Genomic DNA, 22,071 nt, shown 5'->3' with positions numbered 1-22,071 from the left:
GGAGGGAGGGCTGTTATTGCAACCGGGCAAAACAGCCCCCCACCCCCCCACCCCCCCCCCCCCCCCCCCCCCCCACCCCCCACCCCCCCCCCCCCTCCCCCCCCCCCCCCCCCCCCCCCCCCCCCCCCCACTACGCGTAAGGGCGCCTTGGCGCGCCGCGGATCACTGCGGCGGTCAACGCAGCAGCGGGACAAGACGATCGGGCTTGCCGGCCGTCTTCGCACGCAGCTTGTCGTGCAGCTGCTTGATCTTGGGTGTCATCACCGGCGGGCCGTGCTGCGGCCCCGGCACGTCCTCGACCCGCTGGGCCGGGGACATCGGCGGGTCGTACTGCCGGGGTGCTGTGACCAGCGTGAACGCGGTCGCCGCCACGATCAGCGCGGTCGCCGTCACGACCGACCTCGTCCACAGCCCGGCCCGGCGCTCGCAGCTGCCGCGCACCTCCTGCGCCGGTGTCATGACGGGGACGGGTTCGGTGCTGGTGAGCTCCCACAGCCGGTTCTGCAGCGCACCCGCGTCCGCCAGTTCAGGGAGCCGCTCGGCCACTGCCTCGCGCGCGTGCAGGAGACGGCCGGCGGTGGCCGGGGTGCTGGCCTCCGTCTCCGCGGCGGTCTCGGGCAGGTCCAGGCCCAGGCCGTCGTAGAGCAGCAGCGTGCGGCGGTAGGCAGGGGGGAGTTCCTGCAAGGCCTCGAGCACCTCGCGCCGGGACGCCTCTTCGGGCGGCTCGTCGGGGTACCGGTGGACGGCGCGCAGCCGGTTCCACGGGGACATGGCGCAGTCGTACGCGACGGTCCGCACCCAGCCGGCCGGGTCCCGGTCCCTGGCCACCTCCGGCCAGCGCTGCCAGGCGATGTGGAAGGCGCGCTCGACCGCCTCCTGGGAGAGCAGGCGGCGGCCGGTCAGCAGGTATGTCTGGTGTACGAGACCGGGAGCGGCGTACGCGTACAGCTCGTCGAAGGCCTCCTCTGCGGTCGTCACGGGCCGGGACGGGGCCGCGGCCGGCGGGCGGGGCGGCGGTTCCCTGTGCGGTGCCGCGGCCGGCGGGCGGGGCGGCGGTTCCCCGAGCGGGGTGGCCGACGGCTTGGGGCGCGGCACCAGCGGCGGCGCGGGTTCCGGGCGCTCGGCCTCGAACGAGGCGAGCAGTCGTGAGTACGCCTCGCGCTTGCGGCCTCTGGGGTTCGTGCGGCCCGTCTCCCAGGACCGGAGCGTCGCACGGGTGACACCGATCGTCGTCGCGACCTCGTCCTCGGTCAGGCACAGGGCATCCCGGAGTCTGCGCCGTTGCGCGGGGGGCGGCAGGGGGATGCCGGACGTGGAGCGTCTGGTGCTTTCTGTCATGAAGGGCTCCATGGAGGGCTCTGTGCGGCACCGCAATGGGCGAAAAAACACATAAACGTATCTTGTGCGACACATCGGCCATTGGCCCGTTACATGGATAAAGCGCGTGTCGTTGGCAGCATGGCCGCGTGACCCAAGTGACCGAGCAGAGCCCCCCGATGCCGAAAGCCGAGGTCGCCGTGCAGGGCGGCACGTCGGTCGCGCTGGTCGCGTCCTTCGTGCGCGGCGCGACGGCGGCAGGGCTCGGGCTCGGCCTGATCAGCGTGTTCGTCATGGTGATGTGGATCAGCTCGCCCTTCCCGGGCAGCGGTCCCGCCGACGCGCTGCACGTGGCGGCGGCGCTGTGGCTCCTCGCGCACGGCACGGAGCTCGTACGCGCGGACACGCTCTCCGGCGTCCCCGCGCCGATGGGGATCGTGCCGCTGCTCTTCGTCGCCCTGCCCGCGTGGCTGGCGCACCGGGCGGCACATGACGCCCTGGAACCCGGCGAAGGCCGGCCGAGGCCCTCCGCATGGGGCGCGCCCACCATGGTGACCAGCGGCTACGTGATGGTCGGCGCGCCCGTCGTGCTCTACGTCGCCGGTGGCTCCCTGGCCGCGGATCCGCTGAGCGCCCTGGCTCATCTGCCGCTGGTGACCCTCGCGGCGGCGGGCTTCGGCGCCTGGACCGCGAGCGGCCGGCCGCTCGGCCCGCTCCCGGAGCGGACGCCGCAGTGGCTGCGGGTCCCCCTCGCCCGCACACGCGCGCATGTCGCGCTCCGGTCCGCCGCCGCCGGGACGCTGGCGCTGCTCGCCGGCGGCGCGGTGCTCGTCACCGTCTCCACGGTCTGGCACGGGAAGGCGGTCCAGGAGTCCCTCCTGGGGCTGTCGGGGGAGTGGTCGGGACAGGCGGCGCTGGTGCTGCTGACGCTGGCGCTCGTGCCGAACGCGGCGGTGTGGGGCGCGGCATACGGACTCGGCCCCGGCTTCGCACTCGGTACGGGCGCGACGGCCACGCCGCTCGCCCTGACCGGGTCGCCCGCGCTGCCCGAATTCCCCTTGCTGGCGGCGGTGCCGGCGCACGGGCCGGGCACGCCACTGAACTGGGCGGCGACGGCGGTGCCGGTCGCCGCGGCCGCGGTGATCGCATGGTTCACGGTGGGGACGGCGGCACCGCGGTACGGGGAGCGCGAGACGGCTTGGCGCCCCGGCGGGACCGCGCTCGCCGCGCTGCTGGGCTCGGTCGGCTGCGGGGTCGCCGTGGCCGTGCTCGCCGCGGCTTCGGGAGGACCACTGGGCACCGGCCGCCTCGCCGAGTTCGGGCCGGTGTGGTGGCTCGCCGGCCCGGCGGCACTGGTCTGGACGGCCGTCCTGGGGGTCCCGCTGGCCCTGGCCCTGCGGGCGTGGCGGCTGAGGTCGGGCCACGGGTGGTGGCGTGGACTGCTGCGGCGCGACCACACGGAGGCGGAGGGGGCTGCGCCGGCTTCGGCAGTGCGGGCGGACGACTCCGGACAGCCGTCGGACCCGGACCTCGACGACGACGAGTTCGAGCCGTACGACTTCCTGCCGCTGGACACCTGGCCCGAGTCCGGGCCTGGCGGAACCCGCTGGGCGGCGCTGAAGGAGGGGGACCGCGTGCCGGACTTCCCGCCGATGCCGGAGGCCGCCCGGGCGGAACCGGACGAGACCGCGCCGGTGCCTCCGGAGGAGGCCGTTGAGGAACCGGACGAGCCGGTACCCGCACCCACACCCACACCTGCGGACGGTCCCGCATGCGCGGACGCGCCCGCAGACCTGGACGAGCCGGCACCCGCGGACGGTCCCGCACCCGCACCGCCGCACGCAGCAGATCTGGATGCTCCGGCACCTCCGGCCGTACCCGCTCCTTCGGATGCTCCCCCCGGAACCACGTGACGCCGCGACGGACCGGAGTCCGTCGCGGCGTCACGAGAAACGCGATGCGGGCGTGCTACTCCTTGACGCCAAGGATGCCGCGCAGGGGCTTCGGGAGTTCCTCGTTGCAGGCCAGCTGACCCGACTTCGTCAGGGCGTCGTTCACGCAGGTGTAGTAGTCGCGGTAGACGAGCTGCGCCGTGAACGAGGCCGCCACGATCAGCAGCGCGATGCTCGCCATCACCAGCCCGCTCACGGCCGAGGTGATCTGCGGCTTGCCGCCGGCCGTGGGGGCGGACGCGGGGGCGTGCGGCGGCCGGGGCGGGGCGTGCGGCGGGGTGCCGCCCGTCGTCAGGGCGTCGGCGGACACCCGGCGCTGGGGCTTGGCCCGCAGGGAGCTGATGCCCCAGTACAGCGCGAGGGCGCCCAGCAGCAGAGCGATCTCGGAGAAGTCGAAGACCGCGAAGAAGAACGCCCACATGCCCGACAGCAGGGCGTACCGTGCCCGCCGCTGGGCGGGGTCGGTCGGGTCCCAGCGCAGGCCGCCCGGGCCGCCCGGCTGCCGGCCGGAGCCGCCGCTCCCGTCAGAGCCGGGGCGGCCGCCGAAGCCGCCCGAGGAACGGCCCGGCTGGCGGCTGCTCCACTGGCTGCCCCAGCCGGAGCCCGAGCCGGAGTTGCCTCCGTCGGGTGAGTCGGGTGAGCCGGACGAGCCGGACGAGCCGGACGGGTCGTTCGAGGACGAGTCGTCGCTCGGCGACGGGTGGCGCGGCTGCCACGGCTGGTCCGGCCGGCCCTCCGGCGGCGGCGCGAAGGGGTTGTTGTCGTCCGTGGACTGGCGCTCCCGCGGCAACAGGAGGTCCGTACGGCGGCGTCGGTCCGGCATCTGGTGAACGTCTTCCCCTCGTCATGCCCGTGATCGGGCCCGTCTGGCGCGGGCTCTGCCCCCAGACGCTACCTTCCGGCCACGCCCCCGTCCCGTGGGGGCCGTTCTGTGTGCCGGTATCGTTGCTGACGGTCGACCCCTTCGTAGAGTTCCCCGTATCCGGGGATGCGACTCGTTCGTACGACCGCACAAAGTCGCACCGTATGCCGCACCGTAACGCGAAAAGAGTCCCTCTGTGGCTGCCGCCCGCCTCGTCGTCCTGGTCTCCGGGTCAGGGACGAACCTTCAGGCCCTCCTCGACGCGATCGCCGCCGATCCGGACGGATTCGGGGCGCGGATCGTCGCCGTGGGCGCCGACAGGGCGGGCATCGCCGGCCTCGAGCGCGCGGAGCGCGCGGGCGTGCCGACCTTCGTCTGCCGGGTGAAGGACTACGCGACCCGCGAGGAGTGGGACGCGGCGCTCACCGAGGCCACCGCCGCGTACGAGCCGGACCTCGTGGTGTCGGCCGGTTTCATGAAGATCGTGGGGAAGGAGTTCCTCGCGCGCTTCGGAGGGCGGTTCGTGAACACCCACCCCGCCCTGCTGCCCAGCTTCCCCGGAGCCCACGGCGTGCGCGACGCACTCGCGTACGGCGTCAGGGTCACCGGGTGCACCGTCCACTTCGTCGACGACGGCGTCGACACCGGGCCGATCATCGCGCAGGGCGTGGTCGAGGTCCGGGACGCGGACTACGCAGACGGTGGCGACGCTCTTCATGAGCGCATCAAGGAAGTCGAGCGAAGGCTGCTCGTCGATGTCGTGGGGCGCCTGGCCCGTAACGGCTACCGCATTGAGGGACGAAAGGTAATTATCCCGTGACCGCCGAACCCATGAAGCGGCCCATCCGTCGCGCGCTGGTCAGCGTCTACGACAAGACGGGGCTCGAGGACCTCGCCCGCGGCCTGCACGAGGCGGGCGTCGAACTCGTCTCGACCGGCTCCACCGCCTCGAAGATCGCCGCCGCCGGCCTGCCGGTGACCAAGGTCGAGGAGCTGACCGGCTTCCCGGAGTGCCTGGACGGCCGGGTCAAGACGCTGCACCCGCGCGTGCACGCCGGCATCCTCGCCGACCTGCGGCTGGAGGACCATCGCAGCCAGCTCGTCGAGCTGGGCGTCGAGCCCTTCCAACTGGTCGTCGTGAACCTGTACCCGTTCAAGGAAACGGTCGCCTCCGGTGCCGGTCCGGACGAGTGCGTCGAGCAGATCGACATCGGCGGCCCCTCCATGGTCCGCGCCGCCGCCAAGAACCACCCCTCGGTCGCGGTCGTCACCAGCCCCGCCCGGTACGCGGACGTGCTGTCCGCGGTCAACGACGGCGGCTTCGACCTGGCGGCGCGCAAGCGGCTCGCGGCAGAGGCGTTCCAGCACACCGCCGCGTACGACGTGGCCGTGGCCTCCTGGTTCGCCTCGTCCTACGCCCCCGCCGACGAGTCGGAGTTCCCTGACTTCCTCGGTGCCACGTGGGAGCGCGAGAACGTGCTGCGCTACGGAGAGAACCCGCACCAGCCCGCCGCGCTCTACACCTCCGGCAGCGGCGGACTGGCGCAGGCCGAGCAGCTGCACGGCAAGGAGATGTCGTACAACAACTACACGGACACCGACGCCGCCCGTCGTGCCGCGTACGACCACGTCGAGCCGTGCGTCGCGATCATCAAGCACGCCAACCCGTGCGGCATCGCGATCGGCGCGGACGTCGCGGAGGCGCACCGCAGGGCGCACGCCTGCGACCCGCTGTCCGCGTTCGGCGGTGTGATCGCGGTCAACCGCCCGGTGTCCGTGGCGATGGCCGAGCAGGTCGCCGAGATCTTCACCGAGGTGATCGTCGCGCCCGGCTACGAGGACGGCGCGGTCGAGGTCCTGGCCAAGAAGAAGAACATCCGGGTACTGCGCGCCGAGGGCGCCCCGGTGAACCCGGTCGAGATCAAGCCCATCGACGGCGGCGCGCTGCTCCAGGTCACCGATCGCCTGCGGGCCGACGGCGACGACCCGGCGAACTGGACGCTGGCGACCGGTGAGGCACTGTCCGCCGAGGAGCTTGCCGACCTGGCCTTCGCCTGGAGGGCCTGCCGCGCGGTGAAGTCGAACGCGATCCTGCTCGCCAAGGACGGCGCCTCGGTGGGCGTCGGCATGGGCCAGGTCAACCGCGTCGACTCCGCGAAGCTCGCGGTCGAGCGGGCCGGCGAGGAGCGGGCGCGAGGCTCCTACGCCGCGTCGGACGCGTTCTTCCCGTTCCCGGACGGGCTGGAGATCCTGACCGCCGCGGGCGTCAAGGCCGTGGTGCAGCCGGGCGGTTCGGTCCGCGACGAGCTGGTCGTGGAGGCCGCGAAGAAGGCCGGCGTGACGATGTACTTCACGGGGACGCGCCACTTCTTCCACTGAGCGCGCGAAGACGGCCCGCCGGTCGGAAACCGGCGGGCCGTCGGCGTGCCTGACGCGGCGATCGCCCTGCCCAACTCGCCCACGAAACCGGGGCCGGTAAGGCCGAAGGCCGTGAACCCGCCGGTGCGGGGGTCACGGCCTTCAGAACGCCACGAGGTCAGTGACGCGGGCGCTTGAACCAGTCGGCGGTCGCGCTCTTGGACGCGAACACGATCAGCAGGATCGCCACGATCAGCGTGATCAGGCCGATCGGGATGGTGAAGATGCCGCTGATGATGGCGAAGGCGCCGTAGACGATCGAGCAGACGCGGACGCCGTTGGCGCCGCTGGCGTACTTCAGCGCGAGGACCAGGCCCAGCGCGGCGAAGACCAGGGAGAGCACCAGAAGGAAACCGAGCACACCCTTGCCGAGGTCGGCGAACGCTTCGCTCTCGGTGCCGTTCAGGTCGGCCGCGGCCTTGTCGAACTCCGAGATCGTGTAGCCGTAGAGAGCGGCGACCGCGAGCTGGCAGACGACGATGACGTAGAGAAAGATGCGGGCGGCCTTGGTGATGCCCGGCATCTCCACCGGACCGGCCGGGTAGCCGCCGCCGTAGGGCTGCTGGACCGGCGGGGCCTGGGGGTAGCCGTAGCCGGGCTGCTGGCCCTGCTGCTGGCCGTAGGGGTTGTTCGGGTCGCCGAAGCTCATGCGGGATTCCTCCGTTGAAAGTGCGGGGACGACGCGGTCGGAGCGGAGGAACTGCACGACTGTCGATATCTTTTGCCCCCCGGCACTGCCCGCGGCACTGCGCGGCTCATCGTCGTATCAACGTCGACTTTTTGTCCAGTCGGTATACGTAGGTGTTGTGCAAGTGCAACCTGTTGTGCCTGCGGGCCTCCGCCGGGGCGGTGCCCGCCCTGTGGGCCGGATTGGAACCGGGGAGGGGTCATCCGCGAGGATGGGTGCATGACTGCCCAGATTCTCGATGGCAAGGCCACCGCAGCCGCGATCAAGTCCGAGCTGACCGCCCGCGTGGCGGCCCTCAAGGAGCGGGGTGTCATCCCCGGGCTCGGGACCCTCCTCGTCGGGGACGACCCGGGAAGCCGCTGGTACGTCAACGGCAAGCACCGCGACTGCGCGCAGGTCGGCATCGCCTCGATCCAGCGCGAACTGCCCGACACCGCCACGCAGGAGGAGATCGAGGCGGTCGTACGGGAGCTCAACGAGAACCCCGAGTGCACCGGGTACATCGTCCAACTCCCGCTTCCCAGGGGCATCGACGCAAACCGGGTCCTGGAGCTCATGGATCCGGCCAAGGACGCGGACGGGCTGCACCCGATGAGCCTCGGCAAGCTCGTGCTCGGCGTCGAGGGCCCGCTGCCGTGCACCCCGTACGGCATCGTCCAGCTGCTGCGTCACCACGGAGTGGAGATCAAGGGCGCGAACGTGGTGGTCGTCGGCCGGGGCATCACCATCGGGCGGCCGATGCCGCTGGTGCTCACCCGCAAGTCCGAGAACGCGACGGTCACGCAGTGTCACACCGGTACGCGTGACCTCTCCGCCCATCTCCGGCAGGCCGACATCATCGTCGCGGCGGCCGGTGTGCCGCACCTGATCAAGCCCGAGGACGTCAAGCCGGGCGCCGCCGTCCTCGATGTCGGCGTCAGCCGTGACGAGCACGGCAAGATCGTCGGCGATGTGCACCCCGGGGTCGCGGAGGTGGCCGGCTGGGTCGCGCCGAACCCGGGCGGTGTCGGCCCGATGACGCGGGCGCAACTGCTGGTGAACGTGGTCGAGGCTGCCGAGCGCGCGGCGTCCGCCGAGCCCGCGGTCTGACGGGGCCGGCCCATGGACGTGCGCCCGAACGACGACGTGGCCCCGCAGGCGGCCGAGCCCGGCGGCGCTGCGGCCTCCGGCCCTGCGCAGGGCTCCTCCAAGGGTTCCTCGCAGGGCGCTGAGGACCGGGCAGGGGCGGGCGCGAACGGCTCGGCCTCCGGCGACGAGCGGGGACAGGGCCCGGCGGAGGTGAGCGGTCCGGAGCCGGCCGAGGGCGCCGGGACCAAGGACTCCGGCACCCCCGAGGACGAGGAACTGCCGTCCGAGGAGGAGGTCCGGGCGTGGCTGAACGGCACGGGCCCCGGCCCCGACTCAGGTGCCGGGGAAGGGCCGTCCGGGGACGTGGCACAGGACGGCCCCGAGGGCGGGGCCGCGGAGTCCGACGACGACGCCGGCCGCAAAGCGGGCTCGCGGCGCCCGCCGACCGTCACGCGCGACACCGCGCGCCCCGAGGGCGGTGGGCGGGCCGCGCCCAAGGACGCGCCGGCGCCCGCGCGGCAGTGGCCGCTGCTCACCGTCCTGACCCTGACCGGTATCGGCCTGCTGATCATCGGCACCGACGCCTTCGCGGACGCGTTCCGGGTCGGCACGATCCTGATCGGCGCCGGTCTGATCGTCGGCGCCGTGCTGCGGCGTGTCACGCCCTCCGTCGGCATGCTCGCCGTCCGCTCGCGCTTCACGGACATGATCACGTACGGCCTGCTGGGCACGCTGATCGTTCTGCTCGCCCTGGTGGCGCAGCCGAAGCCGTGGCTCGACGTGCCGTTCCTCGAGGACGCGGTTCGTTTCACCGTGCGCTGAGGGCTCTCGTCCGGATCAGGCCGACAGGCCATGGGTCCGAACGAGAGGTCTCGGGGCCGGTCCGGCGGCCGGGATCCGGAGTGTCGCCCTCTCACGCGAGTAGCTTGATGCCGAGATGGTCCGGTTCGTCCCCTCGGGGGCGGTGGGCCGGTCGACGCGCGAGAGGGACGTTCACCCGATGGCCAAGATCAAGGTAGTCAACCCCGTCGTCGAACTCGACGGTGACGAGATGACCCGCATCATCTGGCGGTTCATCAAGGAACAGCTGATCCTGCCGTACCTCGATGTCGAGCTGAAGTACTTCGACCTGGGCATCGAGCATCGCGATGCCACCGGCGACCAGGTGACCGTCGAGGCCGCCAACGCCATCGCGAAACACGGTGTCGGCGTCAAGTGCGCCACGATCACCCCCGACGAGGCGCGGGTCGAGGAGTTCAGGCTCAAGGCGATGTACCGCTCGCCGAACGGCACCATCCGCAACATCCTCGGCGGCGTCATCTTCCGTGAGCCGATCATCATGCGGAACGTGCCCCGGCTCGTGCCGGGCTGGACGAAGCCGATCGTCGTCGGCCGCCACGCGTTCGGCGACCAGTACTGCGCCACCGACTTCAAGGTGCCCGGGCCCGGCACGCTGACGATGTCGTTCGCCCCGCAGGACGGCTCCGACCCGATCGAGGTCGAGGTCCACCGGTTCCCCGGCCCCGGCGTCGCGCTCGGCATGTACAACCACGACGAGTCGATCCGCGACTTCGCGCGCGCCTCGTTCCGCTACGGCCTCGCCCGCGGCTACCCCGTCTACATGTCCACGAAGAGCACGATCCTCAAGAAGTACGACGGCCGGTTCAAGGACATCTTCCAGGAGGTCTTCGACGCCGAGTTCAAGGGGGAGTTCGACCGTGTCGGCCTGACGTACGAGCACCGTCTGATCGACGACATGGTGGCCGCCGCGCTCAAGTGGGAAGGCGGCTACGTCTGGGCGTGCAAGAACTACGACGGCGACGTCCAGTCGGACATCGTCGCGCAGGGCTTCGGCTCGCTCGGCCTGATGACCTCCGTCCTCGTGTCCCCTGACGGCAGGACGATCGAGGCGGAGGCGGCGCACGGAACGGTCACCCGGCACTACCGTCAGCACCAGCAGGGACGGGACACCTCGACCAACCCGATCGCGCTGATCCATGCATGGACCCGTGGCCTCGCCCACCGCGGCCGACTGGACGGGACCCCTGAGGTGACCGGGTTCGCGGAGGCACTCGAGCAGGTGTGCGTGGAGACCGTCGAGGGCGGTCGGATGACCAGGGACCTGGCGCTGCTGATCTCCCCCAACCAGCCGTGGCAGACCACGGAGCAGTTCCTGCAGACCCTGGACGCCAACCTCCAGAAGAAGATGGCCGATCACGGCCTGCTGTGACGCCGGGACGCGGACGGCGCCCGTCCTCTCCCCCGAGGGAGGACGGGCGCTGTCGTGCTTCAAGAGTCATGGACGCGCCAAAGGCGTTCAAGGGACGACTGTGGCCTGTGGCACGGAAGTGACCATTCCGCCATGGTGTGATCGTCGTGCTACGGATGCGAGACTGGGGCCGCACCCGAGGCGCATCGGCTGCGCGGGGGTATATAAAGCACTTCGGGGGACAAGGGGGAAGTACCAATGCCTCGTTGGAAGGAATTGCCCGAGGGGCTGGACCCGGAGGTCCGCGAGTTCATGGGCCAGCTGCGAGGGCTCGTCGACCGCAGCGGACTGAGCATCGCGGCCGTCTCGGACCGCACCGGGTACAGCAAGACGTCCTGGGAGCGTTATCTCAACGGGCGGCTCCTCGCACCGAAGGGCGCCGTCGTCGCGCTCGCCGAGGTGACCGGCACGAGCCCCATACATGTGACCACCATGTGGGAACTCGCCGAACGCGCATGGAGCCGTGCCGAGATGCGGCACGACATGACGATGGAAGCGATACGGATATCGCAGGCGCGCGAGGCGCTCGGGGGAAGCGCCGGCCGGGGCGCGCCCGCCGCAGCGCCCCCACATGGCACGACCGGTCCTCGTTCTGGACCCGGCAGCGGGCCGTCCGGCTCCGGGTGGCCGCCCATGGCCGGCGCGCCGCACGGCCCCGCCGCCGGGCCGGCCCCGGAGCGCGTGGCGCAGCAGACCGGCCGGCCCCCGCACGGCGCCCCCGCCCCCGCGGCTCCCGCCGCGCCCGCCAGGCGCCGCAGGAAGACCCCGTTCATCGCCGCCGCCGTGGCCAGCGTGCTCATCGTGGGCGCCGGGGTCTGGCTGCTGGTCGGCGGCGACGGCGGCGACGACGGCAGGCAGGCCGCGCCGACACGGTCCGCCGCCCCCACGACCAGCAGCCCGCAGTTGCCCGCCGGCGTGAAGTGCAACGGCGCCGACTGCGGCGGCCAGGACCCGGAGAGCATGGGCTGCGGCGGCGAGTATGCGAAGACCGTCTCCACGGCGACCGTCGGCAAGGCGGTGGTCGAGGTCCGCTACAGCAAGGTCTGCGGCGCGGCCTGGGCCCGTATCACCCAGGCGGATGCCGGGGACTCGGTGCAGATCGCCGTCGGCGGCAAGGCCGCGGAGAGCGCGCTGGTCGACGCGGACAAGGACGCGTACACGCCGATGGCGGCGGCCCCCGATCCGGCCGACGCGAAGGCGTGCGCCACGCTCAAGACGGGCACGGAGGGCTGCACTTCCCCGCAGTGACGCGGGGCGGGACACACACGGTGACGACCTTGTGGCGCGACGCGGTGAGCCGCGCCACAAGGGGCCGGGGGACTGCGCGCGTCCGGGTCGGATAGCCTGACCGCTGGAAATCTCTTCACGTCAAGATTCAGCACGGGCGTGGACGAGAGGTCCCGCACGAGGGGCACAGTTGCCCACCGCCAGCTGTCTTACGGAGATCGCCATGACCCGCACTCCCGTCAACGTCACCGTGACCGGCGCGGCCGGCCAGATCGGCTACGCGCTGCTCTTCCGTATCGCCTCCGGCCACCTGCTCGGCGCGGATGTGCCGGTCAAGCTGCGCCTGCTCGAGATCCCGCAGGGCCTCAAGGCCGCCGAGGGCACCGCCATGGAGCTCGAGGACTGCGCCTTCCCGCTGCTCAAGGGCATCGAGATCACCGACGACCCGAACGTCGGCTTCGACGGCGCCAACGTCGCCCTGCTCGTCGGCGCCCGCCCGCGCACCAAGGGCATGGAGCGCGGCGACCTGCTCTCCGCCAACGGCGGCATCTTCAAGCCGCAGGGCAAGGCCATCAACGACAACGCCGCGGACGACATCCGTGTCCTCGTCGTCGGCAACCCGGCCAACACCAACGCCCTCATCGCCCAGGCCGCGGCCCCGGACGTACCGGCCGAGCGCTTCACGGCGATGACCCGCCTCGACCACAACCGCGCGATCTCGCAGCTGGCCGCCAAGACCGGCGCCGCCGTCTCCGACATCAAGCGCCTGACGATCTGGGGCAACCACTCGGCGACCCAGTACCCGGACATCTTCCACGCGGAGATCGCCGGCAAAAACGCCGCCGAGACCGTCAACGACGAGGCGTGGCTGGCCGACACCTTCATCCCGACCGTCGCCAAGCGCGGCGCGGCGATCATCGAGGCCCGTGGCGCCTCCTCGGCCGCCTCCGCCGCCAACGCGGCCATCGACCACGTCCACACGTGGGTCAACGGCACCGCCGAGGGCGACTGGACCTCCATGGGCATCCCGTCGGACGGCTCCTACGGCGTCCCGGAGGGCCTGATCTCCTCCTTCCCCGTCACCTGCAAGGACGGCAAGTACGAGATCGTCCAGGGCCTGGACGTCAACGAGTTCTCGCGTACCCGCATCGACGCGTCCGTGCGGGAGCTCGAGGAGGAGCGCGCCGCGGTCCGCGAGCTCGGCCTCATCTGAGTCACTCCGTTCCGTACGCCCCGGCTGCCGTGCGCGGCCGGGGCGTTCGGCAGCTCAGGACGGGAGGCGACGGGCGTGCGAAAGAATTGAACACGTTCGGGAACTGAAGCGCGGCGTTTCCGGGTCTCGGTTCACATGCGCGTAACGATGATCCTCCCGGCCCTGACCGAAGCGACCAGTCCGCTCTTCCGCCCCATCAAGTACTCGCTCTTCCCGCCGCTCGGCCTCGCGACCCTCGCCGGGTACTTGGACGACACGGACGAGGTGACGCTGTACGACGAGCACGTCGAGCGCATCGACATCGAGGCGCTGCCCAGCCCCGACCTGCTCGTCCTCCAGCCCTACATCACCTCCGCCCGCCGCAGCTACGAGATAGCCGACCACTTCCGGGCACGCGGCGTGCACGTGGCGATGGGCGGGCTGCACGTCACCTCACTGCCGGAAGAGGCCGCCGCGCACGCCGACACGATCTTCACGGGACCGGGGGAGGAGCAGTGGCCGCTCTTCCTGAAGGACTTCCGGGACGGCGTCCCCGCGAAACGCTACGACTCCACGGCGCAGCGCACACTCGTCGGCCTGCCGCCCGTCCGCCGCGACCTGATCAAGCGTCACCTGTACCTGGTGCCCAACTCGATCGTCGTCTCGCGCGGTTGCCCGCACCACTGCGACTTCTGCTACAAGGACGCGTTCTTCGAGGGCGGCAAGTCCTTCTACACGCAGACCGTGGACGACGCCCTCTCCGAGATCGACCGCCTGCCGGGCCGCCATCTCTACTTCCTCGACGACCATCTGCTGGGCAATCGCCGTTTCGCCGAGGCCCTGTTCGACGGGATGAAGGGAATGGGCCGTCTCTGGCAGGCCGCCGGGACGGTCAACTCCGTCCTGCAGCCCGGCCTGTTGGAGCGGGCGGTGGACGCGGGTCTGCGCAGTCTGTTCGTGGGCTTCGAGACCGTCAACGACGCGAATCTCGCGGAGCGGCGCAAGAACCAGAACATCGGCAGGGACTACGGCGCGGCGGTCCGCCGCCTGCACGACGCGGGCGTCATGGTCAACGCCAGCTTCGTCTTCGGTCTCGACCAGGACGGTCCGGACGTTTTCGACCGCACGGTGGAGTGGGCTGTTGAGCAGGGCATCGAGACGGCGACGTTCCACATCATGACGCCGTATCCGTCCACCGGACTGTGGAAGCAGATGGTGGCGGAGGACCGGATCGAGCACCGCGACTGGGACCTCTACGACACGCGCCATGTCGTCTACCGCCCCAAGGGCATGACCCCGAAGGAACTGGAGGACGGCTACTGGCGCGCGTACCGCGACTTCTACCGCTGGTCCAACATCTGGCGCGGCGCCTCCGCCCAGCCGGGCACGCACGAGCGCCTGCGCCATCTCGCGTACGCGGGCGGCTGGAAGAAGTTCGAGCCCGCGTGGGACGCGCTGATCCGTTCCAGGCGTGTGGTGCGTGCGATGCCGGTGCTGGAGCGGACGCTGGCGGCGTTCGGAGGGCGCAGGGCGGGGTGAACGGGCGGGCACGACCGGCAGCCGAGGGGCTCGCACACCCGGGGGGCCGTTCAGCGGCGGTCCGCAGCGGCCGACCGGTCCGGCGGCCGCACCCACGGGGTTCGCAGGGGCGTCCGCCTTACCGAGCGCTCTGGCCTCGGGCAGCCTCAGCCCGCGACGGCGACCGTCGACGCCACCGTGACGGCGACCATCGCGGCCTGCATGTTGCGGATCGCCTCGCGTACGCTCTCGCCCGCCCACTGGCCGTCCGCGATCTCCATCATGCGCGGGACGACCTGCTTGCGCGGGAGGTCGGAGAACGCGAGGCGGTGCAGCTTGGCGGAGTGGATCAGTGTGACCAGGCCGGCTGTGCGGTCGTCAGGAGTGGCGTCGTGGAGGACGACGGCCGTCAGGCGCTCGCGCAGCTCGCGCTCGGTCGAGCCGTCCGCCTCCGGGTAGCGCCGCACCGGGAACAGGCCCAGCACCTTGTGCTGCTCCTCGGCCACCAGGCCACGCTCGCGCAGGCTGTCGATCGTGGCGCCGACGGCCTTGGAGTCTTTGAATACCTCAATTCGTGTGCGGGCGGCAGTCACGGCAGGTGCCGGGAGCCGTCGACCTGAACGGGCGGGCGCAGCCCTCGCACTCCTGGAGCGGGACGGTCCCCACTGCCGCGGCGGGCTTCGGCAGCTCGGGTGGCAGCCAGTTCTCGAGGCGGTACGCGAGGAGCCGGGACGGCCGGTGCAAGGTGCCTGCGGGCAGAGCGGCGGCGAGCGTACGGGCGACCTGCGGCCCGGGTACGTCGCGGTCCAGCCACGCCGTGACGGCCGGGACCAGGTCGGCGATGTCCCGGACGGAGAGCGTCAGACGGGAGTCGAGTGACCGCAGCCCGGCGAGGAGCTGCGCGGCGGGCTGGTGAAGTAGTTCGCCGAGGCTCGGCAGAGGGGGTTTGCGGGTGGCCGGTGCTCGTTTGACCAGGCTCACGCGCCGCAGGGGCGCCCGGGGTTCGGGCTCGGCGCCGGGGCACTCGTAGTACGTGGTCCGGGTGCCGATGCGCTGCCCGGGGGCGCGGTGCTTGAGACGCCGCAGATAGCCGGTGGCCTCCAGTTCCCTGAGCGCCTTGGCGAGGCGGTCGGGGCTGTCGGGGAACTCGTCGGCCAGGGCCTCGATGGAGACCTTCGCGCCGTCCTTGACGGACTGGATGTAGAGCGCGACGCCACGGGCGGCGGCGGACAGGCTCTTGTGCTGGGCGAGGTGGTTGCCGACCACCGTGAAGTTGTCCTTGTGGTGGTGCCGCACATGCACCACGCCACGCGAAAGGGGCGCGATAGACTGCGCTGAGGTCATTGGGAAGGTCCTTGCTTCCTGATGAACAGGCCCTCGGACCGGGATTGCCGTCCCGCCGGGGGCCGTTTCTGTGTGGTGTTGTTGCGGCGAACGTACCGTGCCGCTCCCGACATATGCCACTCCGTCACCGGATCGGGTGATGAGGGGAGTTGGAGGGGTGGTCGGGTGGTTCTTTTCCCAGTCCTTTAAGGGGGCTGCGGGGTCCGAGCCCTGCGGGGCACCGGATTCTGGAAACCCCGAATCCGGTGCGACCTGCGGGTTCTTCAGCGGGCGCGCCGGTCGGCCGCCGCGTACGCGACGAAGTCCTCCCAGGGGGCGGGGGACACGTCGACTATCGGGCCGGTCGTGTTCTTGGAGTCCCGGATGTGGACGCCGGCGGCCTCGGTGGCGATCTCGATGCAGTCTTCGCCGCCGCCGCCGCTGTAACTGGACTTGAACCAGGTGAGGTTGTTCATCGTTCTCCTGTCGCCATTCGCCGGATGAACTCGGCCGAGTCCTCGGAGGAAAGGGCCTGGCTCTGGAGGATTCCATACCGCCTGGCCAGCTGGCTGACGGTGCGGCGACTGGTGATCAGGCGCCCCACGTCCTGCACTTCGAGGTAGGCGCACATGTCCTCGTCACGCGGCTCGACCAGGGTGAAGGGACCGCCGAGCCCGGCGTGGCAGCCGCGCGCGGTCGGCATCACCTGGATCTCGATGTGGCGGTGCCTGCCGAGCTCCAGCAGATGCAGCAGCTGCTCGCGCATGACCTCCGGCTCGCCGACGGTCCGTTGCAGGACGACCTCTTCGAGGATGAAACTCAGCGACGGTGCGGGCTTCCGCGTCAGCAACTGCTGCCTGGCCAGCCGCGCGGCGACCCGGCGCTCGATCTCCTCGTCCTCGAGCGCCGGACGGTGTGCGACGTGGACGGCCCGTGCGTACTCCTCCGTCTGCAACAGCCCGTGGACGAGCTGATTGCGGTACGTGGACAGCGACACGGCCTCCGCCTCGGCCTGCGCGAACGGCTGGAACCACGACGGATGCGGCTCCTTCAGCTGCTCGTTCACGACGCTCGTGAACACCTTCGGGACCTTGAACACCTTCTCCAGCTGCACCGCCAGATCCATTTTCAGCGGCCGCCTGCCCTGCTCCACGCTCCCGATCTGGGACTCCGAGAACCCGGCCCGGTCGCCCAGCTCCCGCTGGGTCAGGTCCGCCCCCTCGCGCAGGGCCTTCATCTGGGTACTGAGGATGCGCATGCTGACGGGCACGTTCTCGTCGTAGCCCTCGCACACGCCGTTGTGGTCGGTCACGTCGACTCTCCCTTGCCGACTCGTACGGAGGCGGTGACGGCCCGTACAGCGGTCACGTACACCGCGTGATGCTCGTGAAACTAGTCCTGAGCAGGGACATTCGAGCCATGAACGAGAAAACCTCATGCGAACGGGGCCGGGCCCTCGCGACGACGGCCCGAGCCCTGGAAGGCACCGGGGACGAAGACGCCGCCCAGGAGACGGTGCAGTTGCTCCGGGTTCACATCGGGCTGCTCGTGGGCCAGGTCGAGGAACTGGCCCTCGCGCTGCCCGCCGGCGAACAGGGCCGCTGCCTGGCCCTCGCCTCCGTCGGGGAGGCACGCCGGAAGCTGCGGGCGGGCGGCGTGGCGGGGTCGGGCCCGCAGCGGCGGGCGGAGCAACTGGCCCGGGTGTGCCGGGCGCTGCTGCACCACTGGGAGGAGCTTGCGGCGGCGAGGGCGGCGTTGACGCAGGATGGGGCGCATGCCTTCGACCACCGCGACACCTGAGACCGTCCAACTGGCCACGGACACCGGCCAGAACGGGCTGGCCGCCTTCGGGATCGTGATCCTCGGCCTACTGGTCCTGATCACGCTGAGCGTGTACCTGTTCCCGGCGTTCATCGCCCGCGGCCGCTTCAGCGCACCGACGCTCGGGGGAAAGCTTCGGGACATCTCGCTGGTGTGCGTGTCGATGGCGCTGGCGATCTACCTGTTCGGCGTCCTGTGCTACATCCGCCTCGAGAACGAGTGGTACACCTGCGGGCCGCAGCGGTACGGCCACTCCTCGCCGGTGGACAGCCCGAACCTCGAGCGCATGCAGGACAGCCTGTTCCCCGTGAGCTCGGTCTGCCGCTGGTCGGACGGCTACACGTACGACTTCGTCCCCGCCTTCGTGAACCCGGCGATCGCGGTGCTGCTGTTCCTCGCCGTCGCCGCGGGCGGCGCCGCCCTTGGGAGCGTCGTGCCCCGGCGGGACCGGGGCGCGGTCACGAAGCGCTGATCACGGCCCGATCTCGAACTCGGGCGGCTGGAGACCTGCGAGGCATCCCGTGTCCGGCGCGGTCGGACTGTCGAAGAACGAGGTGGTGATCGCTTGCGCACACGGCGACTCGGCGAAGGCGACATGGGCGACGTAGGGGACCGTGACGGCGGTGGACCGGCTCAGCGTACGGGCGGCGTACGCACCGTTGCTCGCCCCGGTCTGGGCGTCGAACCCGGCTGACATGACCAGGGTCGGGATGTCGCTCCGCGTCACCTTCCGGATCGAGCGCGGTGCCGCCGGGACGTCCCAGGCGCGGCAGTCCGCATGGAGGAAGGGGAGCTGCGGAGCGTTGGCGAGCACCGAGCGGGGAAACGACGGGAACGCGCGCCGCCCTGCCCGGATCACATCGGTCTCGCTCTCGAACGGTGTCCACTCGCTGCAGAAGACACCGTAGGCGAGCCCGTGAGCAAGCCTCCCGACGGCCTGCGGGCTGAACTTGCCCCCCGCCCACTGCTCGGCGATGCGCTGCGGGTTGCCGTGGGCCAGCTCATCGATGGAGCGGGGCACTCCGGCCGCCAGGTGGGTGGCGGAGGTCAGCCAGTTCACCAGGACCCCGCCGTCCAGCACGACCTCCACCGGTGTCGGGCGGCCCGGGACCGTGACGGTGGTGGTGAGCGGTCGGGCTTCGAGCTCACGGACGAGGCGCTCGAAGGTGCCCGACAGGTTCGGATAGCGGCGGTTGCAGGCGGGCTGCTCCGCACAGGCCTTGAACAGGCCGTCGAACCCCTGCCGTGCGGCGCTCCAGGTCAGGCTCGCCCCTGCCAGGGACGGCGGCAGGACGCCGTCGACACCGACCGACCGGATGCCCTTCGGGTGCTCGCGCATGTACGTGAGAGCCAGGTCTGTGCCGTACGAGATGCCGAACACGTTCCACTGCTCGATGCCCAGCGCCACGCGCAGTGCTGCGTAGTCGGCGGCGCTCTCGGTGCTGTTGTAGGCGCTGAGGTCGGCCCGCTTCGCCGACTGCTCGCGGCAGGTCCGCGTCGCCTTGACGTGCAGGCGCCCGGTGGACGGCGCGCCGTGGACGAGGCCGACGGCGCGTGCGTTGAACTCGTCGATGTCCGGACAGGTGAGCGCCGGGTCGGCCGAGTACGTCCCCCGCTGGGACATGAAGATCACGTCCCGGTCGCGGTTCAGGCCGCCGTCGATCGCCAGCTGGGCCTCGGAGACCGCGTCGTCGCCGGGCCCGCCGGCGAACCACACGATGGGGTCGGGTGCCGGTCTGCTCGTGGCCGCCGGCACGATCGCGACCCCGAGGGTGATCTTTCGCCCCTTGCGGTGGGAACGGTTCTCCGGCACGGTGAGCGTCCCGCAGCGGGCCCCCTCGAGAGCGGGGACCGGGTCCGCCGTCCTCGGGCAGGGGCCCGGCACGAAGCGGGCGTCGCCCACCGTCCGGGCGACCGTGCCGAGCGGTGCTCCGGCGTCGCCGCCGGCACGAGCAGACGTCACGGCCAGGCCGACGACGAGGGCACTGGCCGTGACCCCGGCCAAAACGGCCGGGAGCCGTCGCGCGGCGTACCGGTGGTGGGGAGCGCGGATGGCCATCATGTGCTCTCCGGGTCAGGGGTGATGGTGAACGGTCTCGGTGAGAGTCCTGCCACGCACGAGGTGTCGGGCGCGGTCGGACGCGTGAGGAAGGAAGCCAGGACGTTTTGCGCGCAGGGCGACTGGGGGACCACCCAGTGGCCGATTCCGGGAATCTGCACGGCCGTCGAACGGCGCAGCGTACGGCCCGTGAACGGCCCCCAGCGCGCCCCGGTCTTCGCGTCGAAGGTCCCGGAGACGATGAGCGTCGGCACCGTGCTGACGGTCGCCACCCGCTGGACGGACGTGCGGTCCGGGACGTTCCAGACGCGGCAGACGTCGTGCTCGAAGGGAAGCTGCGGTGCGTGGGCCAGGACCGTGTCCGGCCAGCCGGGGAAGGCTCGACGCCCTGCCTTCAGCAGGTCGGACCGCGAATGGCCCGGCACCCACTCGCTGCATGCCACCGACTGCGTGAGGCCGTGGGCTACCTCGCCGATGACGGGTGTCGCGCCGGCGGCGCGGGCCTGCGCAAAGCGCTCGGGGCGCCCGTGGGCGAGTTCGTCGAGGGCGGCGGGGACGTCGACGGCCGGGACGGCGTTGGCGACCAGCAGGTTCACCAGCGCACCCCCGTCGAGGACGACCTTCACCGGGTCTTTGCCGCCCGGCGGCCGCGCCGTCAGCATGAGGGGCTGCGCCTCCAGGCGCCGGACCTGCTCCGTCAGCGTGAGCAGGAGGTCCGGGTAACGGCTCTTGCAGCGGGGCTGGGCCTCGCACGCCGCGAAGATGGCGCCGATGCCTTCCCGGGCGCTGTCCCAGGTCCACGGCAGGCTCACGATCTGCGGCGGTACGACGGAGTCGATCGCCACCGAGCGGATCCCCTCCGGGTGCCGGCGCAGGAAGGTGAGGGCCAGGTCGGTGCCGTAGGAGTACCCGTAGACGTTCCACCGGTGGATGCCCAGCGCCTTGCGCAGGTCGGCGTAGTCGGCGGCGTTCTCGGTGGTGTTGTAGGCACTCAGGTCGATTCCCTCGGCCGTCAGGCGATCCCGGCATTCCGTCGCCGCGCGCACCAGGAGGCGCCCGGTCGACGGCGCGTCGTAGCGCAGCCCCACGGCGTCCGCGTAGAAACGGTCGATCTCCGGGCAGGCGAGGTTCGGCTGCGAATGGAGCGTTCCGCGCTGGGCCATGACGATCAGATCGCGGTCCCGGTTCACGCCGGCGTCGACCAGGAAGGGAATGTCCCCGATCGCGTCGCCTCCGGGACCCCCGGTCATGAACACCACCGGGTCCTCGGCCGGTGTCTTCGAGGCGGCCGGAATGATCGCAACGGCCAGCCGGATGGTCCGGCCTCCCCGGTGGGCGCGGTTCTCGGGCACCTCCAGGAATCCGCACCGCCCCGGGACCGGCTCGGGCGTCTTCGGGCAAGGACCGGGCACGAACCGCTCCGGGGGGCCTGACACGGGCCCGCCGCCGGGTGCTGACACGACACCGCTCGGTGTCGTGCAGGCCGCTCCCAGGAAGACCAGACCTCCTGCGACGAGCGCCATCGTGGTGCGCGCCCGCCGGGAGCGTCGCCGTGCGTACCGGTGGTGTCCCCGCCTTCGCACGGACCTGCCGCTCCCGCGAACGGAGGGCGGACGACCCGGACTGATGCCCTGTTCCGTCATCTGATCCCGTCTCTCTGACGCCCCCGGCCGCCGACGCCACGTGGCTCCGCCCGCCGCCGTATGGCCGGGCAGGCACTGCGTTCGCCAGCCTGAGCCTGCGGGTAGACGTCCACCACTCGTGGGCTCCGTTCGGGACGTCGGCATCGCCCCGGGGCCCGCCCCGGTCCCGGCGGCAGTGCCGCGTAGTCGGCCGACGGGCAGACGCGCGCGCACGTTCGCCCGAAGCGGTGATCCGGCAGCCCGCGGTCCGGGCTGCCGGACCGCGAGCTGCCGGGCAGCCGCGGCAGTCGGTTCCCGCCGCACCGGAGGGCTGCACCATCGGGTTCACCGGCATCAGCAGGTCCTGGTGGACCTGTGCGGCCTGGGCTTCGGCGGCTGCCGTGGGGGCGGCACGACTCCTGGGTGTCCGTCTCCGGGGCCGTGGTCGCGGCCCGCTTCGTGCCGTTGCCGCCGCCGGTTCACGACACAGCAGACCTCGCCCCGTAGACCGTCCTGAGCGGCGCCCTGTAGCCGTTCTTGAGGTGGGCGGCGATGGCTTCGTCACCGCCGGCCGGCGCCTGCCCCGCGGCTGCCTGCTGATCGACCGGACGGCGGACCGGCCGTGCCGGGGGCTACTGGCCCGGCGCGCCCGGGTTGACGTGGACCGAGGTACGCGGGGCGGTCGTATCACTGCGAACACTGTGCGTGACGACGGCGCCTGAAGTCGGCGCAAAA

General features: G+C 71.6%; 19 protein-coding genes and 1 pseudogene. 11 read left to right on the top strand and 9 right to left on the bottom strand.

Annotated elements, in window-relative coordinates; all coding sequences use genetic code 11:
* Positions 1-174 precede the first annotated feature (174 nt).
* Positions 175-1,338, bottom strand: a complete 1,164-nt coding sequence (locus tag ACZ4SA_RS16510; RefSeq protein ID WP_468274712.1) for a sigma factor-like helix-turn-helix DNA-binding protein — start codon at positions 1,336-1,338, stop codon at positions 175-177.
* A gap of 128 nt (positions 1,339-1,466) precedes the next feature.
* Here ACZ4SA_RS16510 and ACZ4SA_RS16505 point away from each other — a divergent pair, with 128 nt between their 5' ends.
* Positions 1,467-3,230 carry a cell division protein PerM gene (locus ACZ4SA_RS16505; protein ID WP_468274709.1) on the top strand — a complete coding sequence of 588 codons (1,764 nt, stop codon included), beginning with the start codon at positions 1,467-1,469 and terminating at the stop codon, positions 3,228-3,230.
* 55 nt (positions 3,231-3,285) lie between these two features.
* On the opposite strand, the gene ACZ4SA_RS16500 is transcribed toward ACZ4SA_RS16505, so the two are convergent.
* The gene (locus ACZ4SA_RS16500) at positions 3,286-4,092 is read right to left on the bottom strand and encodes a hypothetical protein (RefSeq protein WP_468274707.1); all 807 of its coding nucleotides are present in this window, start codon (positions 4,090-4,092) and stop codon (positions 3,286-3,288) included.
* Positions 4,093-4,327: 235 nt separating this feature from the next.
* On the opposite strand from ACZ4SA_RS16500, the gene purN reads away from it, so the two are divergent.
* The gene (gene purN, locus ACZ4SA_RS16495; protein WP_468274704.1) at positions 4,328-4,951 is read left to right on the top strand and encodes a phosphoribosylglycinamide formyltransferase; all 624 of its coding nucleotides are present in this window, start codon (positions 4,328-4,330) and stop codon (positions 4,949-4,951) included.
* On the top strand, positions 4,948-6,510 hold the full coding sequence (gene purH / locus ACZ4SA_RS16490) for a bifunctional phosphoribosylaminoimidazolecarboxamide formyltransferase/IMP cyclohydrolase (RefSeq protein WP_468274702.1): 1,563 nt from the start codon (positions 4,948-4,950) through the stop codon (positions 6,508-6,510). Before purN ends, purH begins: the two co-directional genes overlap by 4 nt.
* Before the next feature lie 157 nt (positions 6,511-6,667).
* Here the strand turns inward: purH and ACZ4SA_RS16485 are convergent, their stop codons facing one another.
* Complete coding sequence (locus tag ACZ4SA_RS16485) at positions 6,668-7,198, bottom strand: hypothetical protein (protein WP_468274699.1); 531 nt, start codon at positions 7,196-7,198, stop codon at positions 6,668-6,670.
* A 258-nt stretch (positions 7,199-7,456) separates the two neighbouring features.
* Here ACZ4SA_RS16485 and ACZ4SA_RS16480 point away from each other — a divergent pair, with 258 nt between their 5' ends.
* The 6 genes from ACZ4SA_RS16480 (at position 7,457) to ACZ4SA_RS16455 (ending at position 14,532) form a co-directional block, all read left to right on the top strand.
* On the top strand, positions 7,457-8,326 hold the full coding sequence (locus ACZ4SA_RS16480; RefSeq protein ID WP_468274697.1) for a bifunctional methylenetetrahydrofolate dehydrogenase/methenyltetrahydrofolate cyclohydrolase: 870 nt from the start codon (positions 7,457-7,459) through the stop codon (positions 8,324-8,326).
* A 12-nt stretch (positions 8,327-8,338) separates the two neighbouring features.
* Positions 8,339-9,127, top strand: coding sequence for a DUF3017 domain-containing protein (locus tag ACZ4SA_RS16475; RefSeq protein ID WP_468274694.1), 789 nt, complete (start codon positions 8,339-8,341; stop codon positions 9,125-9,127).
* A 178-nt stretch (positions 9,128-9,305) separates the two neighbouring features.
* Complete coding sequence (locus ACZ4SA_RS16470; protein ID WP_468274692.1) at positions 9,306-10,535, top strand: NADP-dependent isocitrate dehydrogenase; 1,230 nt, start codon at positions 9,306-9,308, stop codon at positions 10,533-10,535.
* Between the two features lie 237 nt (positions 10,536-10,772).
* Complete coding sequence (locus tag ACZ4SA_RS16465; protein ID WP_468274689.1) at positions 10,773-11,822, top strand: helix-turn-helix domain-containing protein; 1,050 nt, start codon at positions 10,773-10,775, stop codon at positions 11,820-11,822.
* Between the two features lie 202 nt (positions 11,823-12,024).
* The gene (locus ACZ4SA_RS16460; protein WP_468274687.1) at positions 12,025-13,014 is read left to right on the top strand and encodes a malate dehydrogenase; all 990 of its coding nucleotides are present in this window, start codon (positions 12,025-12,027) and stop codon (positions 13,012-13,014) included.
* Positions 13,015-13,149: 135 nt separating this feature from the next.
* Positions 13,150-14,532 carry a B12-binding domain-containing radical SAM protein gene (locus tag ACZ4SA_RS16455; protein WP_468274685.1) on the top strand — a complete coding sequence of 461 codons (1,383 nt, stop codon included), beginning with the start codon at positions 13,150-13,152 and terminating at the stop codon, positions 14,530-14,532.
* A 146-nt stretch (positions 14,533-14,678) separates the two neighbouring features.
* On the opposite strand, the pseudogene ACZ4SA_RS16450 reads toward ACZ4SA_RS16455, so the two are convergent.
* From ACZ4SA_RS16450 to ACZ4SA_RS16435, 4 genes and pseudogenes are all read right to left on the bottom strand, one after another.
* Positions 14,679-15,062: pseudogene (locus ACZ4SA_RS16450) on the bottom strand (GOLPH3/VPS74 family protein); the annotation flags it as partial.
* A gap of 16 nt (positions 15,063-15,078) precedes the next feature.
* Positions 15,079-15,855 (bottom strand): helix-turn-helix domain-containing protein, encoded by a 777-nt coding sequence (locus ACZ4SA_RS16445; RefSeq protein ID WP_468274683.1) that lies wholly within the window; start codon positions 15,853-15,855, stop codon positions 15,079-15,081.
* Between the two features lie 263 nt (positions 15,856-16,118).
* The gene (locus tag ACZ4SA_RS16440; protein WP_468274680.1) at positions 16,119-16,310 is read right to left on the bottom strand and encodes a DUF397 domain-containing protein; all 192 of its coding nucleotides are present in this window, start codon (positions 16,308-16,310) and stop codon (positions 16,119-16,121) included.
* On the bottom strand, positions 16,307-17,146 hold the full coding sequence (locus ACZ4SA_RS16435; RefSeq protein WP_468274677.1) for a helix-turn-helix domain-containing protein: 840 nt from the start codon (positions 17,144-17,146) through the stop codon (positions 16,307-16,309). The genes ACZ4SA_RS16440 and ACZ4SA_RS16435 overlap by 4 nt, the downstream gene beginning before the upstream one ends.
* Before the next feature lie 107 nt (positions 17,147-17,253).
* Here ACZ4SA_RS16435 and ACZ4SA_RS16430 point away from each other — a divergent pair, with 107 nt between their 5' ends.
* Positions 17,254-17,634 (top strand): DUF6415 family natural product biosynthesis protein, encoded by a 381-nt coding sequence (locus ACZ4SA_RS16430; RefSeq protein ID WP_468274675.1) that lies wholly within the window; start codon positions 17,254-17,256, stop codon positions 17,632-17,634.
* Positions 17,609-18,127 (top strand): hypothetical protein, encoded by a 519-nt coding sequence (locus ACZ4SA_RS16425; protein ID WP_468274673.1) that lies wholly within the window; start codon positions 17,609-17,611, stop codon positions 18,125-18,127. Before ACZ4SA_RS16430 ends, ACZ4SA_RS16425 begins: the two co-directional genes overlap by 26 nt.
* Here ACZ4SA_RS16425 and ACZ4SA_RS16420 read toward each other — a convergent pair whose 3' ends face one another.
* Together ACZ4SA_RS16420 and ACZ4SA_RS16415 are read right to left on the bottom strand one after the other, a co-directional pair.
* Positions 18,128-19,717 (bottom strand): alpha/beta fold hydrolase, encoded by a 1,590-nt coding sequence (locus tag ACZ4SA_RS16420; RefSeq protein ID WP_468274670.1) that lies wholly within the window; start codon positions 19,715-19,717, stop codon positions 18,128-18,130. It abuts the gene before it with no gap.
* Complete coding sequence (locus ACZ4SA_RS16415; protein WP_468274668.1) at positions 19,714-21,066, bottom strand: alpha/beta fold hydrolase; 1,353 nt, start codon at positions 21,064-21,066, stop codon at positions 19,714-19,716. Before ACZ4SA_RS16415 ends, ACZ4SA_RS16420 begins: the two co-directional genes overlap by 4 nt.
* Between the last annotated feature and the right edge of the window lie 1,005 nt (positions 21,067-22,071).

The organism is Streptomyces sp. NPDC027962 (genome assembly GCF_055566095.1).
This window is presented reverse-complemented; position numbering and strand designations above follow the sequence as displayed.

Bases quoted from the DNA above. Each gene is read 5' to 3' on its own strand.
- ACZ4SA_RS16510 (WP_468274712.1), bottom strand. From the start codon at position 1,338: ATGACAGAAAGCACCAGACGCTCCACGTCCGGCATCCCCCTGCCGCCC.
- ACZ4SA_RS16480 (WP_468274697.1), top strand. From the start codon at position 7,457: ATGACTGCCCAGATTCTCGATGGCAAGGCCACCGCAGCCGCGATCAAG.
- ACZ4SA_RS16455 (WP_468274685.1), top strand. From the start codon at position 13,150: ATGCGCGTAACGATGATCCTCCCGGCCCTGACCGAAGCGACCAGTCCG.
- ACZ4SA_RS16425 (WP_468274673.1), top strand. From the start codon at position 17,609: ATGCCTTCGACCACCGCGACACCTGAGACCGTCCAACTGGCCACGGAC.
- ACZ4SA_RS16500 (WP_468274707.1), bottom strand. From the start codon at position 4,092: ATGCCGGACCGACGCCGCCGTACGGACCTCCTGTTGCCGCGGGAGCGC.
- ACZ4SA_RS16485 (WP_468274699.1), bottom strand. From the start codon at position 7,198: ATGAGCTTCGGCGACCCGAACAACCCCTACGGCCAGCAGCAGGGCCAG.
- ACZ4SA_RS16470 (WP_468274692.1), top strand. From the start codon at position 9,306: ATGGCCAAGATCAAGGTAGTCAACCCCGTCGTCGAACTCGACGGTGAC.
- ACZ4SA_RS16430 (WP_468274675.1), top strand. From the start codon at position 17,254: ATGAACGAGAAAACCTCATGCGAACGGGGCCGGGCCCTCGCGACGACG.
- ACZ4SA_RS16460 (WP_468274687.1), top strand. From the start codon at position 12,025: ATGACCCGCACTCCCGTCAACGTCACCGTGACCGGCGCGGCCGGCCAG.
- ACZ4SA_RS16475 (WP_468274694.1), top strand. From the start codon at position 8,339: ATGGACGTGCGCCCGAACGACGACGTGGCCCCGCAGGCGGCCGAGCCC.
- ACZ4SA_RS16465 (WP_468274689.1), top strand. From the start codon at position 10,773: ATGCCTCGTTGGAAGGAATTGCCCGAGGGGCTGGACCCGGAGGTCCGC.
- ACZ4SA_RS16445 (WP_468274683.1), bottom strand. From the start codon at position 15,855: ATGACCTCAGCGCAGTCTATCGCGCCCCTTTCGCGTGGCGTGGTGCAT.
- ACZ4SA_RS16440 (WP_468274680.1), bottom strand. From the start codon at position 16,310: ATGAACAACCTCACCTGGTTCAAGTCCAGTTACAGCGGCGGCGGCGGC.
- ACZ4SA_RS16420 (WP_468274670.1), bottom strand. From the start codon at position 19,717: ATGATGGCCATCCGCGCTCCCCACCACCGGTACGCCGCGCGACGGCTC.